General features: G+C 63.3%; 10 protein-coding genes and 1 pseudogene. 5 read left to right on the top strand and 6 right to left on the bottom strand.

The features are described 5' to 3' along the window. The 4 genes from V1290_RS15705 to V1290_RS15690 all read left to right on the top strand — a co-directional run bounded on the left by V1290_RS15705 (window position 1) and on the right by V1290_RS15690 (window position 4,359). On the top strand, window positions 1-1,890 hold the full coding sequence (locus tag V1290_RS15705) for a feruloyl-CoA synthase (protein WP_334365254.1): 1,890 nt from the start codon (window positions 1-3) through the stop codon (window positions 1,888-1,890). A gap of 34 nt (window positions 1,891-1,924) precedes the next feature. Next, a complete protein-coding gene (locus V1290_RS15700) occupies window positions 1,925-2,686 on the top strand; it encodes an SDR family NAD(P)-dependent oxidoreductase (protein WP_213248619.1) in 762 nt (253 codons plus the stop codon). 13 nt (window positions 2,687-2,699) lie between these two features. Further along, on the top strand, window positions 2,700-3,119 hold the full coding sequence (locus V1290_RS15695; protein ID WP_334365253.1) for an acyl-CoA thioesterase: 420 nt from the start codon (window positions 2,700-2,702) through the stop codon (window positions 3,117-3,119). 88 nt (window positions 3,120-3,207) lie between these two features. After that, on the top strand, window positions 3,208-4,359 hold the full coding sequence (locus V1290_RS15690) for an ABC transporter substrate-binding protein (RefSeq protein WP_334365252.1): 1,152 nt from the start codon (window positions 3,208-3,210) through the stop codon (window positions 4,357-4,359). A 68-nt stretch (window positions 4,360-4,427) separates the two neighbouring features. Here V1290_RS15690 and V1290_RS15685 read toward each other — a convergent pair whose 3' ends face one another. The 3 genes from V1290_RS15685 to V1290_RS15675 are packed head-to-tail and all read right to left on the bottom strand — an operon-like array spanning window position 4,428 to window position 7,971. Then, entirely contained in the window at window positions 4,428-5,159 is a 732-nt protein-coding gene (locus tag V1290_RS15685) for an ABC transporter ATP-binding protein (protein ID WP_334365251.1), read from the bottom strand. After that, on the bottom strand, window positions 5,156-6,925 hold the full coding sequence (locus V1290_RS15680) for a branched-chain amino acid ABC transporter ATP-binding protein/permease (protein WP_334365250.1): 1,770 nt from the start codon (window positions 6,923-6,925) through the stop codon (window positions 5,156-5,158). Before V1290_RS15680 ends, V1290_RS15685 begins: the two co-directional genes overlap by 4 nt. A gap of 5 nt (window positions 6,926-6,930) precedes the next feature. Then, window positions 6,931-7,971 carry a branched-chain amino acid ABC transporter permease gene (locus V1290_RS15675; protein WP_334365248.1) on the bottom strand — a complete coding sequence of 347 codons (1,041 nt, stop codon included), beginning with the start codon at window positions 7,969-7,971 and terminating at the stop codon, window positions 6,931-6,933. A 172-nt stretch (window positions 7,972-8,143) separates the two neighbouring features. Here V1290_RS15675 and V1290_RS15670 point away from each other — a divergent pair, with 172 nt between their 5' ends. After that, window positions 8,144-8,662 carry a MarR family winged helix-turn-helix transcriptional regulator gene (locus V1290_RS15670; protein ID WP_334365247.1) on the top strand — a complete coding sequence of 173 codons (519 nt, stop codon included), beginning with the start codon at window positions 8,144-8,146 and terminating at the stop codon, window positions 8,660-8,662. A gap of 153 nt (window positions 8,663-8,815) precedes the next feature. Here V1290_RS15670 and V1290_RS15665 read toward each other — a convergent pair. From V1290_RS15665 to V1290_RS15655, 3 genes and pseudogenes are all read right to left on the bottom strand, one after another. After that, window positions 8,816-10,870: pseudogene (locus tag V1290_RS15665) on the bottom strand (EAL domain-containing protein); the annotation flags it as partial. A 177-nt stretch (window positions 10,871-11,047) separates the two neighbouring features. Then, window positions 11,048-12,337 carry a glycerate kinase type-2 family protein gene (locus tag V1290_RS15660; RefSeq protein WP_334365246.1) on the bottom strand — a complete coding sequence of 430 codons (1,290 nt, stop codon included), beginning with the start codon at window positions 12,335-12,337 and terminating at the stop codon, window positions 11,048-11,050. A gap of 124 nt (window positions 12,338-12,461) precedes the next feature. Then, window positions 12,462-13,688 carry an ABC transporter substrate-binding protein gene (locus V1290_RS15655; protein ID WP_334365245.1) on the bottom strand — a complete coding sequence of 409 codons (1,227 nt, stop codon included), beginning with the start codon at window positions 13,686-13,688 and terminating at the stop codon, window positions 12,462-12,464. Window positions 13,689-13,730: the final 42 nt, after the last annotated feature.

The following is a 13,730-nucleotide window of genomic DNA, read 5'->3' as shown; positions in this document are numbered from 1 at the left end:
ATGAGCGCCAAGCCCAGCATGTCCGCCTCGACCGATTCAGCCGCGCGCGCCGGTCATCCGCTGCGCCCGATCTCGTTCGGCACGCCCGCGGTGCATGTCGAGCGCCGCGACGACGGCACCATCTATCTGCGCCCGAAAGCGCAGTTGCGCGACTATCCGGTGCGCATCACCGATCGGCTGCATCATTGGGCCGCAGCGGCGCCCGATCGGGTCTTCATGGCGGAGCGCAACGCGGCACGGGGCTGGCGGCAGATCACCTATGCGGAGCTGTTGACGTCGTCGCGGCATATCGCGTCTGCGCTGCTGACGCGCGGCCTTTCGGCAGAAAGGCCAGTCGTCATCCTGTCCGGCAACTCGGTCGATCATGCGCTCATAGCGTTCGGCGCGCTCTATGCCGGCATTCCCTTCTGTCCGGTATCGCCGGCCTATTCGCTGGTATCGCGCGACTACGGCAAGCTCAGCTATCTGATGAAGCTGTTGACTCCCGGCCTCGTGTTCGTCGACGACGCGACGAAATTCGCCGATGCGCTCGCCGCCAATGTGTCGTTCGGGACCGAGATCGCCGCCTCGCGCGGTGCGGTGGTGCCCGGCCGCGATGTCACGACGCTTGCAGATCTGATGGCGACGCCACTGCATCCGCGGCTCGACGCGGCGCACGAGGCGATCGGCCCGGACACGATCGCAAAGTTCCTGCTGACGTCGGGCTCGACCGGCAACCCGAAGGCCGTGATCAACACGCAACGCATGATCTGCGCCAATCAGGTGATGCTGCGCGAGACGCTGGCGTTCCTGAAGGACGAGCCGCCGGTCATCGTTGACTGGCTGCCGTGGAATCACACCTTCGGCGGCAATCACAATATCGGGCTGACGCTCTATAATGGCGGCTCGATGTATCTCGACGAGGGCAAGCCGATGCCCGGCGGCATCGAGGAGACCGTGCGCAATCTCCGGGAGATTTCGCCGACGGTCTATTTCAACGTGCCCAAGGGCTATGAATCGCTGTTGCCCTATCTGCGCGACGATTCGGCCTTGCGCAAAAAGTTCTTTGCGCGGCTGCATGCGATGTTCTTTTCGGGCGCGGCGCTGTCGGCCTTCGTCTGGAACAGCCTCGACGAATTGTCGGTCCAGGAAACCGGCTATCGCGTGCCGATGCTGACCGGGCTTGGTGCCACCGAGACTGCGCCGTTCTTCATGTCGGTCAATCCGGTGACCAGCCGCTCCGGCCATGTCGGGCTGCCGGTTTTGGGCAATGATGCGAAACTCGTGCCCAATAATGGCAAGCTGGAGGTTCGCGCCAAGGGGCCGAACGTGATGCCCGGCTATTGGCGTCAGCCCGATATGACGGCGAAGGCTTTCGATGAGGAAGGCTTCTACAAGATGGGCGATGCGCTCAAGCCGGCCGTTGCAGATGATTTCGACGCCGGCTTCGATTTCGACGGCCGCATCGGTGAGGACTTCAAGCTTGCCAGCGGCACCTGGGTCAGCGTCGGCCCGTTACGGGCGCGCTTCGTCGCGGGCTGCGCGCCGCTGGTGCGAGACGTCGTCATTGCCGGCATTAACCGCGACGAAATATCGGCGCTGGTGGTGCTCGACCTCGACGGGTGCCGCCTGATCAATCCGACGCTTCCGCAAGACGACCTCGCTGCTGCGGCGTCCGATCCGCTGATCGTCGCGGCCTTCCGCGAACGCTTTGAGAAGCTCGTCGCGGGCGCAACGGGTTCATCGACCAGGATCACGCGCGCGGTGCTGCTCGATACGCCGCTGTCGATCGATCGCGGCGAGGTCACCGACAAGGGTTCGATCAACCAGCGCGCGGTTCTGGAGAACCGCAGCGCGCTGATCGAGGAGATCTATTCGCCCGCGCCACCAGCGCAGGTGATCACGCTGTAACCGAATTCGTGCAAAGCTTGTCAGGGAGAGCACCATGCAGTTGAAGGACCAGGCCGCCATCGTCACCGGCGGCGCATCGGGATTGGGCGCGGCGACCGCGCGCCGCCTCGCGGCGCAGGGCGCCAAGGTCGCAGTCTGCGATCTCAACGCCAGCCTGGCAGAGGCCGTCGCGGCCGAGATCGGCGGCGTCGCCGTGATCTGCGACGTTTCCGATGCCGCCTCCGCGGAAGCCGCGATCGCGAAGGCGGCGGCGGCCCATGGTCCGGCGCGCGTGCTGGTGAACTGCGCCGGCATCGGCGTCGCCAAGCGCGTGATCGGCAAGGACGGCCCGATGGCGCTCGGCGATTTCGACAAGGTGATCAAGGTCAACCTGATCGGCTCGTTCAACATGCTGCGGTTGGCGACCGCTCCGATGTCGAAGCTCGAGCCGCTTGCGACCGGCGAGCGCGGCGTGGTGATCTCGACCGCCTCGGTCGCGGCCTATGACGGCCAGATCGGTCAGTCGGCCTATTCGGCTTCCAAGGGCGGCATCGTCGCCATGACGCTGCCGATCGCGCGCGAACTGGCGCAGTTCGGGATTCGCGTGCTGACCATCGCGCCGGGCCTGTTCCTCACGCCGCTGCTCGCCAACCTGCCGCAGGAAGCGCAGGATTCGCTTGCCGCCTCGATCCCGTTCCCGCGCCGCCTCGGCCAGGCCGACGAGTTTGCCTCGCTCGCGCTGCACATGATCGACAACCCTTATCTGAACGGCGAAGTAGTGCGGCTCGATGCCGCGCTTCGCATGGCGCCGCGCTAGGGTATTTCATCCCATGTTTGTCAACCGGCGCGATGTGCAGATCCAGTGGGGCGATTGCGACCCCGCCAACATCGTTTACTACCCGCGTTATTTCGCGATGTTCGACGATTCCACCTCGATCATGTTCGAAGCCGCCGGCTTTTCGAAACAGGATCTCATCCGCAAATATGGCCTCGTCGGCATTCCCATGGTCGACACAAGGGCCAAATTTCATATCCCGTCCACCCATGGCGACTGGATCCGGATCGAAAGCCGGATCGAGAGCTTCAAGCGCTCCAGCTTCGAGGTGGTCCACAACGTGTTCAAGGATGAGGCATTGGCGATCGAGGCGTTCGAAACCCGCGTGCTGGTCGGCAAGCACCCGGACGATCCCGCGAAGCTGAAATCGGCGCCGATGCCGCCGGAGATCATCGAGCGTTTCATGCGGGGCTGACTTACTATCCGGCATGACCTAAAGAAGGGGCTGAATTAAGGGCCCGGTTTTGCTTAAGACTGCAGATAATAATCCAAGGGAGGAATGAATGAAGAAGGCTTTTCTGTCCGCGGCGGCCGTCATCGCGGCCCTCGCCCTGCCGGGGGCGCCGGTCATTGCACAGACCAATGAAATCACGATCGGCATCACCGTCACCACGACCGGGCCCGCGGCGGCGCTGGGCATTCCCGAACGCAACTCGCTCGATTTCGTGCCGAAGGAAATCGGCGGCGTGCCGATCAAGATCATCGTGCTCGATGACGGCGGCGATCCGACCACGGCTACCACCAATGCACGGCGCTTCGTCACCGAGTCGAAGGCCGACATCATCATGGGCTCCTCGACAACACCTCCGACGGTTGCGGTCTCCACGGTTGCGAACGAGGCGGGGATTCCGCATTTCGGCCTGGCGCCGCTCCCGATCAACGAGGCGCGCATGAAGTGGTCGGTCGCGATGCCGCAGCCGATCCCGATCATGGGCAAGGTGCTGTACGAGCACATGAAGGCGCACGGCATCAAGACAGTGGGCTACATCGGCTACTCCGATTCCTACGGTGATCTCTGGGTCAACGACTTCAAGACCCAGGCCGTGCCCATGGGCCTGACCATGGCGACCGAAGAGCGCTTTGCCCGTCCGGATACGTCGGTCGCCGGCCAGGTGCTGAAGCTGGTCGCCGCCAATCCCGACGCCGTTCTCATCGGCGCTTCCGGCACCGCAGCGGCGCTGCCGCAGACCACGCTGCGCGAGCGCGGCTACAAGGGCCTGATCTACCAGACCCACGGCGCCGCCAGCATGGACTTCATCCGCATCGCGGGTCCTGCGGCGGAAGGCGTGATCATGGCTTCCGGTCCGGTGATGTCGCCGGAGTCCCAGCCCGACAGCGCGCTGACCAAGAAGCCGGGTCTCGCGCTCAACACCGCCTACGAAGCCAAGTATGGTGCCAACAGCCGCAGCCAGTTCGCCGGCCATTCCTACGACGCCTTTGAGGTGCTCAAGCGCGTGATACCGGTGGCGCTGAAGAAGGCCAAGCCGGGCACGCCGGAATTCCGCGAGGCGATCCGTCTGGCGCTGATCTCGGAGAAGGAAATCGCGGCAAGCCAAGGCGTCTACAACTTCACCGAAAAGGATCGCTACGGCCTCGACGACCGCTCGCGCATCATCCTGACCGTGAAGGACGGTAAGTACGTCCCGGCGAAGTGAGATCGTGACCCTCATAGATGAGGTCTGACAGGCTAGATGGGCTGCGCGGAAGCGCGCCCATCCAGTCCCTAAATCCCGCTTACGCCCTCGTGCTGGAAGCCGAGATAGCTCGCCGCGACGCGCTGGTTGCTGGCGATATCCTTGGCCGATCCGGACAGGATGAATTCGCCGAGTTCCATGACGTAGGCGCGATCGGCGATTTTAAGCGCCGCTTGCGCATTCTGTTCGACCAGCAGCACCGAGACGCCGGCCGCCCGCAACTCACCGATGGTGCGGAAGATGTCGGCCACGATGATCGGCGCGAGACCAAGGCTCGGTTCGTCCAGCATCAACAGTTTTGGCGCGCCCATCAGGGCGCGACCCATCGCCAGCATCTGCTGCTCGCCGCCGGAGAGCGTGCCGGCCAATTGCTTGCGCCGCTCCTTGAGCCGCGGAAACAGCGTGTAGACCCGCTCGAACGACCTTGCCGCGGTTGCCTTCGGAATCCGGAAGGCGCCGAGCTGCAGATTGTCCTCGACATTCATGGTGCCGAACAATTCGCGGTGCTCCGGCACGAGACAGAGGCCCGCCGCGACGCGATCCTCGATGTCGAGCGGGGTCATGTCGGTGCCGGCGAAGGCGGTGGCGCCCTTGAGCGGCAGCACGCCCATGATGGCATTCAGCAGCGTGGTCTTGCCGGCGCCGTTGGCGCCGATGATGGTGACGATCTCATCGTCGGCGACGTCGAGCGAAACCGAGCGCACGGCTTCGACCTTGCCGTAGGAAACGTGGGCGTCGGAGACCGATAACAGCGCACTCATGCGGTAGCTCCGAGATAGGCCTTGATCACATCGGGATTGGTCTTGATCGCATCCGGCGTGCCCTCGGCGATCTTGGTGCCGAAATCCAGCACCACGACGCGGTCGGCGAGATCCATCACAAAACCCATGTCGTGCTCGACCAGCAGCACTGACATGCCGCCGTCGCGCAGTTGACGGAGCAGGGCAGCGAGCCGCTGCTTTTCCATGTGGCGCAGTCCCGCGGCCGGCTCGTCGAGCAGCAGCAGCAATGGATCGACGCACAGCGCGCGTGCAATCTCGACAATGCGCTGCTGGCCGAGCGACAGGCTTCCCGCCAACTGGTCGATCTGGTCGCCCAAGCCGACGCGCTCGATCTGGCGGGCGGCTTCCGCCAGCAATTTCGCCTCGTTGGCCCGGTCGAGCCGGAGCATGCTGGAGATCGCTCCCGCAGACCCCCGCAAATGCGCACCGATCGCGACGTTCTCCAGCACGGTCATGTCGGGGACCAGCTTGACATGCTGGAAGGTGCGCGCGACGCCGAGTTTGACAACCTCCTGCGGCGGAGCGTTGTCGACCTTGTTGCCGAGCACCGAGATGGTGCCGCCGGTGGTCGTCAGCACGCCCGTGATCAAGTTAAAGGTCGTGCTCTTGCCGGCGCCGTTGGGGCCGATCAGGGCGACGATCTCGCGGGCCTGGACGTCGAAGGAGACGTCGTTGACGGCAATCACGCCGCCGAACTGCTTGCGCGCCTTCTCGATCTGCAGCAGGACGGCGGACGAAGCCTGTGCGCGCACGGGCGTGGCAAGCGGAAGCGACGCATCGGGCATCCTGCGGCCCGGTTGGATCGGCAGTCGCGACATCAGCCAGGGCCAGACGCCGGTCGGCGCGAGCTGCAGCAGAACGACCAGCAGGATGCCGAACACGATGGTCTCGAGCTGGCTCTGGCCGCCGAAGATATAGGGCAGATAGCTTTGCAGGATCTCCTTGAGGATCACGACGATGCCGGCGCCGAGCACCGCGCCCCAGACATAGCCGGCGCCGCCGACCACTGCGATGAACAGATATTCGATGCCGGCCTGCGCGCCGAACGGCGTCGGATTGGCGGCGCGCTGGAAATGCGCATAGAGCCAGCCGGACAAGCCCGCGAGCACCGCCGCATAGATGAATACCAGAAGCTTGGCGCGCGGCGTCTGCACGCCGAACGCTTCGCCGGCGATATGCCCGCGCCGCAGCGCGCGGATCGCGCGGCCGGTGCGGGAGTCCAGGAGGTTGATGGTGAGGAGCGCCGAGACCAGCACCGCGATCCAGATCGCGAAATAGATCGTGCCGGGATCGAGCATCCGGAAATTGCCGATCGAGAGCGGCGGGATGCCGGAGATGCCGTCATTGCGGCCGAGGAATTCCAGCTTGCTGAACAGGTAAAATAGGCCGATGCCCCAGGCGATGGTGCCGAGCGGCAGATAATGGCCGGACAGCCGTACCGTGACGATGCCGAGCAGGACCGCGGCGATGCCGCTGACCACCAGCGAGAGAGGCAGCGTCAGCCATGGCGAGACACCATAGGCCGTGGTCAATACCGCCGTGGTGTAGGCGCCGAAACCGCAGAAGGCGGCTTGGCCGAACGAGGTGAGGCCGCCGACGCCGGTCAAGAGCACGAGGCCCATCGCCACCAGTGCGGCGAGGCCGATATTGTTGAGCAGCACGATCCAGAATGGCGGGATGCCCGGAATAAACGGGATCGTTGCCATCACGAGCGCGAAGATGATGAGAGGGGTGCGCTGGTTCATCGTCGTCAATCCTTCTCTTCCTCGACCGCGGGCGCTGCAAGCGAACGCAGCACCAGCACGGGAAGGATCAGCGTAAAGACGATGACCTCCTTGAAATTGCTGGCGTAGAACGATGAGAATGCCTCGACGCTGCCGACCAGCAAGGCTGCGACGGCCGTAAGCGGATAGCTGACGAGCCCGCCGATGATCGCGGCAATAAAACCTTTCAGGCCGATCAGGAAGCCGGTGTCGTAATAGAGCGTGGTGATTGGCACGATCAGGATCCCGGAAATCGCGCCGATCAGGGATGCCAGCAGGAAAGCAATCTGCCCCGATAGCGTGGTGCGGATGCCGACGAGGCGGGCGCCGAGGCGGTTGACGGCGGTAGCGCGCAACGCCTTGCCCATCAGCGTGAAGCCGAAGAACAGCCAGAGCGCGACAATGAAGGCGACGGTTAGACCGTACACAGCAAGGCTCTGGCCGGTGAAGCGCAGTGGGCCGATCGTCAGCGCGGCATTCGACAGCGCCGGCCCGCGCAGGCCCTCGGCACCGAAGAACACGAGGCCCAGGCCCTGCAGCGCCAGATGACAGCCGACGGAGGCGATCAGCAGCACCAGCACCGAGGTATGGGCGATCGGTTGAAACGCGATGCGGTAGAGGAACAGCCCGATCGCCGCGACGATCAAAAGCGACAGCGCGATGTTGACCGCAATCGGGGTCTTGGGACCGGCAAGGCCGTAGGTCAGGGCCAGGATCGCGGCGGGGAGAGCGATGTTGAGGGCAAAGGCGCCCGCGACCCGCTTGGGCCGTAGCGATCGCCGCGCCTCAAACAGGTCGAGGCCGAACGCGACCACGCCCATGGCCATCGCCAGCTTTGCGGTGCCCGGCACCTGACCGGTTGCCAGCATGGCGTAGCTCAGCGCGCCGAAGGTCACGAATTCGCCCTGCGGAATCAGGATGACGCGGGTGACGGCAAACACCAGCACCAGCGCAAGCCCGAGCAGCGCATAGATCGCGCCATTGGTGATGCCGTCCTGCAGCAGGAACAGCATGATCGTCGTATTCAAGACTGGCGCTCCCCCTAAAAGCGTCGCCGGTCCTGACCTGTCGCGGTCCGCCGGCCGTCCCATATCTCGGCAGTTGAAAGGCGCCGATATTTGATATATCCAATAACAATTATCAAATATAACATCAAGGCCCGGTCAACCGGCCGAGCTTTTTCGGGGCGAGCCTCACGCCATGACAGTTTCCAAGGCAGCGACCGATGTCGTCAAGTCGTCGCGCGGCAACGGCAAGGAAATCGCCGATGGCGCCGCGGAGAATGCCGGGCTGCAACTGGGCGAGCTGGCCGACCTGCTCGGCTATTCGCTCAAGCGCGCGCAGCTCAAGGTATTCGAGGACTTCCTGCGCTGTGTCGCGCCGCTGCAACTGACGCCGGCGCAATTCTCGGTGCTATTGTTGCTCGATCGCAATCCCGGGCGCAACCAGACCGAAATCGCCAACACGCTCGGCATCCTCAGGCCGAATTTCGTCTCGATGCTGGATGCGCTGGAGAGCCGCGGCCTCTGCGCCCGGATGCGCTCGACCAACGACCGTCGCTCGCACATCCTGGTTCTGACGGACAAGGGAAGGGCGGTGCTGGCGCGCGCCAAAAAGCTCGTTGCCAGCAAGCACGAGGCGCGTCTCAACGAGTTGCTGGGTCCCGCCAACCGCGTCGCGCTGCTCGAAATGCTGTCGAAGATCGCGGCGGAGTTTTGAGGGACTAACACCGTCATTCCGGATTCGCGCTTCGCGCGCTCCGGAATGACGAACCGTGCAATCACGCCGCGACGATGCGGCCTTGAGCCCCTCGCGGCCCCCGCCCGACAGAAACTGCCGCTCGATCTCGGCGGCGGGAAGCGGCTTGCTGAACAGGAAGCCTTGCATTTCCGTGCATCCCTCGGATGCGATGCTGTGGAGTTGCTCCGCGGTTTCGACACCCTCGGCGGTCGCCGTCATGCCCATTCCATTGGCGAGCGCGGCAACCGCGCGCACGATGTTTAGCGAGCTCGAATTCTCGGTGATGTTCTTGACGAACGAGCGGTCGATCTTGATCTTGTCGAACGGAAAGCTTTGCAAATAAGTCAGCGACGAATATCCGGTGCCGAAATCGTCCATGGCGATCCGGATTCCGAGCGCGCGCAACTGATGCAGCAGCGCGAGCGTCGCTTCCTTGTTGTGGAGCAACACGCTCTCGGTGATTTCGATCTCCAGCCGCGTCGGCGCGAGACCGGAGGCGGCGAGCGCGCCGACGATCACCGGCATCAGGCCGGGACTGCGAAACTGGATCGCTGAAATATTGACGGCGACGTGAAGGTTGTCGGGCCATAGCGCGGCGGTGGCACAAGCCTGCCTGATGACCCACTCGCCCATCGGCACGATGAAGCCGATCTCTTCGGCCAGCGGGATGAAGGCGGCCGGCGAGATCATTCCCTTGGTTGGATGATTCCAGCGTATCAGCGCCTCGAAGCCGCTGATTTCCTTGCTCGCCAAGTTGACGACCGGCTGGTAATGCAGTTCGAACTCGCCCGCCGGCAGCGCCTTGCGCAGATCCTGCTCCAGGATGCGGCGGGTCTGCATCTGCAGGTCCATCGCAGGCTCGAAGAAGCGGAACGTGCTGCGGCCGTCGCTCTTGGCGCGGTAGAGTGCGAGGTCGGCATTGCGCAGCAATTTGTCGGGGTTCGATCCGTCGCCGGGACCGACCGAAATGCCGATGCTGACGCCGATCACGGCCTGCTGGCCATCGATTTCATAGGGCTCGCTCAACGCATCGATGACGCGCTGCGCCAGCGAAGTGGCATCGGCGGGGTCCGAGATCGTGGCCTGCACGATGACGAACTCATCGCCGCCCCTCCGCGCGATCGTGTCGGAATCGCCAACGAGCCGGCGCAACCGTTCGGCGACGCTCCTGAGCAATTTGTCGCCGCAGGGGTGGCCGAACGTATCGTTCACGGCCTTGAACTGATCGAGATCGAGATGATGGACGGCCACCATTTCCCCGTCCGAAACCCTGCCCAGCGCATGTTCGAGCCGATCGTTCAACAACACCCGATTGGCAAGATCGGTCAGCGCATCGTGATGCGCCATGTATTCGATCTTGACCTCGGACTGGCGCTGCTCGGTGATGTCCTCATGCGTCGCGACCCAGCCGCCGCCGGGCATCGGGCGGTGGCGGATCTTGAAGGTACGCCCGTTCTTCAGTTCGACGATGCTGTCTTTCGCTTCATTGGAAACCGCCACGTTGGTGCGCCATTGCAGATATTCGTCGCGCGTCATGGCGGGGAAGCTGCCGGCTTCGAAGCGCAGGTCGACGATCTCGACCAGCGACATGCCGGGGCTGACGCGCTCGGGCGCAATGTCGTACATCTCCACGAAGCGATCGTTGCAGACGATCAGGCGATGGTCGGAATCGAAGAAGCAAAGCCCCTGCGACATGTTGTTGATTGCGGTGTCGAACTGGAAGTTCCTGACGCGCAGGGCTTCTTCCTGCTCCTTGCCGAGCTCGTATTGTTTCTTCAGCCGGGCATTGAGCGCTTCGCGCTCGGTGATGTCCTCGTGGGTCGCCATCCCGCCGCCGTCCGGCATCGGGTAGACGGTGTAGGCGACGATCCTGCCGTCGGTGAACTCCTGCACCGTGGTGTCGAGTGCGATGTCGCGACCGACGCGCTCACGGATATAATCATCGACCGCGACCTGCACCTTCAGCCCGAGTTTCAGCCGGTGCCGGATCAGTTCCTGGGTCGGTGTTCCCGGCTTCACCTGTTCAGGCGAGAGCCCGTACATCTCCCTGTAGCGGCGGTTGCAGAAAACGACCTCGCGCTTCTCGTCGAATACGACGATTCCGAGCGACATATGGTTGATCGCGTCCTCGAGGCGCGCACTCAAATGCGCTGACCGCGGCGCGGTTGTCGGGATGTGATCCGTCATCGAGCGTTCCCCAGCCGCCACTGGCGGCTCTCCTCCTCCAGGAGAACGGCCATTAGATGCCAGGCTGGTGAATCGCACCTTCGAGATAGGCAAACCGCGCGCGGGTTCTTCGCAAACTGCTCAACAAAGCGTTAATGCCGCTAAGGTACGTGCGAGGTTCCGGGACTGCCCGGAGATCTACGCTGGGTCCACCAAGATCACCCTGATGTCATTGACGTTGGTGAGGGTCGGGCCGATCAGCAGGAGATCGCCGGTGGCCGAAAAGAACGCGGTCGCATCATTGTTGGCAAGATAGGCCGCAGGATCGAGGCCGAGCGACTTCATCTTCGCGAACGTCGCCTGATCGATCAAGGCGCCGGCCGGGTCGGTCGCGCTACCGGCGCCGCCGTCGGCGCCGTCGGTGTCTGCGGCCAGTGCCACAATGCCGGACGTATCCTTCAGAAGATCCGCCAGCGCCAGCGCATATTCCTGGTTGGGACCGCCGCGGCCATTGCCACGCACGGTCACCGTGAGCTCGCCGCCCGACAGGATCGCGGTTCGTTTGCCCTCGCTCTGTGCTTTCAGCGCCAGTCGCGCATGATCGGCTGCCACCTCGCGCGCCTCGCCTTCGAGATCCGCGCCGAGGCCGACAACCTCATACCCTGCGTCCTTCGCGACCTTGATCGCCGCGTCGAGAGAAGCCTTCGGTTTTGCGATCATCTCGAATTGCGCGCGGGCAAAGGCGGGATCGCCGGGCTTGCAGCTCTCGTTCCTGGGATCGTCGAGCGCGCGCCTGACAGCATCGTCGACTGTGAGATTATACTTTGCGACCAGGGCGCGGGCGTCGGCCAGCGTGGAAGAATCGGGTACCGTCGGTCCCGATGCAATCGCGGACGGATCGTCGTGCGGTACGTCGGAGATCGCAAGCGTCACGATCTCGGCGGCGCGCTGCCCGGCGCGGGCCAGCCGGCCGCCCTTGATCCGCGACAGATGCTTGCGCACGACGTTCATCTCGCCGATCGGAGCGCCCGACCGCAGCAGCGCGCGGTTAACCTGCTGCTTCTGTGCGAACGAAACGCCATCTGCGGGTGCGATCCAGTTTGCCGAGCCGCCGCCGGACAACAGCACCAGCAAAAGGTCATCCGCAGTCGCCTCCACGGCGAGACGCAGCGTCTCGTCGGCGGCTTTCAGCCCGGCTTCGTCGGGCACCGGATGGCCGGCTTCGACAACCCTGATGCGTCGCGTCGGCACGCCGTGGCCGTGGCGCGTGGTGGCAAGGCCGGTCAGCCGCGACGGATCGAGGCCGAGTGTATCGAGGTAGTGCCGTTCGGCCGCGGCCGCCATCGCTGCAGCGCCCTTGCCTGCGGCGAGGCAGATCACCTTGCCCTTGGGCGCGGGACGCAGATGCGCCGAGAGCACGACGTCGGGATGCGCGGCCGCAACGGCCGCATCAAAGATCGCACGCAGGAGGGAACGTCGGTCGGTCATGATCGGCACGGGGCTGTTACGGGGCGGGAGGTCTTGTTATCCCTCCAATCGCTACAAAAGAAAACCCCCGCGGACGGGCCGCGGGGGCGTTGCTGGCTAACAATCGGTCGATAGCATTTTGCGATTAGCCGCCGACCTCGGCATCAATCACTTCGCCGAAGCGCTCCCAGGTCTCACCTTTGAACTTCTGAAGCTGGACCGCCGAAATGGGGGCAAAGTCGGTAGCGCTGGTGTTGACCCGAATACCCGGCAGCAAGCTGCCGATCTCGAGGTTCTTGATGCTGGCTGCCTGCTTCATGACGTTCTCGCGGGTGAGATTGTCGCCGCTGGCTTTGAGCACATGTACGAGGCCCTGCGCGACCGTGTAGCCGTACATCACAAAGCTATCGATCCTGTTGGCCTCGGGGTAGTATTTGGCGAGAAATTCGTCGAAAGCTTTCATGCCGGGGTCGTTCTTCCACTCCGGATCGGAAGTATCCTTAAGGTAATTGGACGAGATGATATCCTGCGCGTTCTCGAAGCCGGCCGGTTTCATCACGCTGCCGATCGAGGCCGAGACGTTGTTGAGAAAGTGCAGCGGCTTCCAGCCGATCTCGGCATTCTTCTTGATCGCCTGCGCCGCGAATTTCGGCGTGGTGATGTTGATGAACACGTCGGCGCCACTCGCCTTCAGCTTCACGATGTGGGAGTCGATCGTCGGTGCGGAAACTTCGTAGCTTTCCTCCAGCACGATCATCGATGCGCCCTTGGCGCCGAGCCCGTCCTTGAAGCCCTTCAGATAGTCCTTACCGTAATCGTCGTTTTGGTAGAGAATCCCGATCTTGGCGTCCGGCTTGTTCTTCAGGATGTACTTGGCATAAATCTGCGTTTCGCTCTGGTAGTTCGGCTGCCAGCCCATCGTCCATGGGAAACTCTTCGGATCGTTCCATTTGGTGGCCCCGGTGGCGACGAATAGTTGCGGCACCTTCTTGCTGTTCAGGTACTTCTGGATCGCCGTGTTCGGTGGGGTGCCCAGCGGATTGAAGACCAGCAGCACTTCATCGCTTTCGACCAGCTTGCGCGCCTGCTCCACCGTTTTCGGCGGAGAGTAGGCGTCGTCATAACTGATGAAGTTGATCTTGCGCCCGTTGATGCCGCCTTCCGCGTTGATCTTCCTGAAATAGGCTTCCTCGGTCTTGGCAATCACGCCATAGGCGGAAGCCGGTCCGCTGTAGGGCATGATATTGCCGATCTTGATCTCGGTGTCGCTCGCGCCGGGATCATATTTCTTCTGCGCGAGAACGCCGCTCGATGATGCAGCGAGCAATCCAAACGCGGTCGAAGCAACCGCAAGTTTTTTCATTGTGGACATTTCTGTCTCTCCCTTTTCATTTCTTAATGTAACAGCCGTGCC

Source organism: Bradyrhizobium sp. AZCC 1578 (assembly GCF_036924675.1).
Classification (GTDB): domain Bacteria; phylum Pseudomonadota; class Alphaproteobacteria; order Rhizobiales; family Xanthobacteraceae; genus Bradyrhizobium.
Note: the sequence above shows the minus strand (reverse complement) of the source record. Positions and strands in the feature narration are given on the sequence as shown.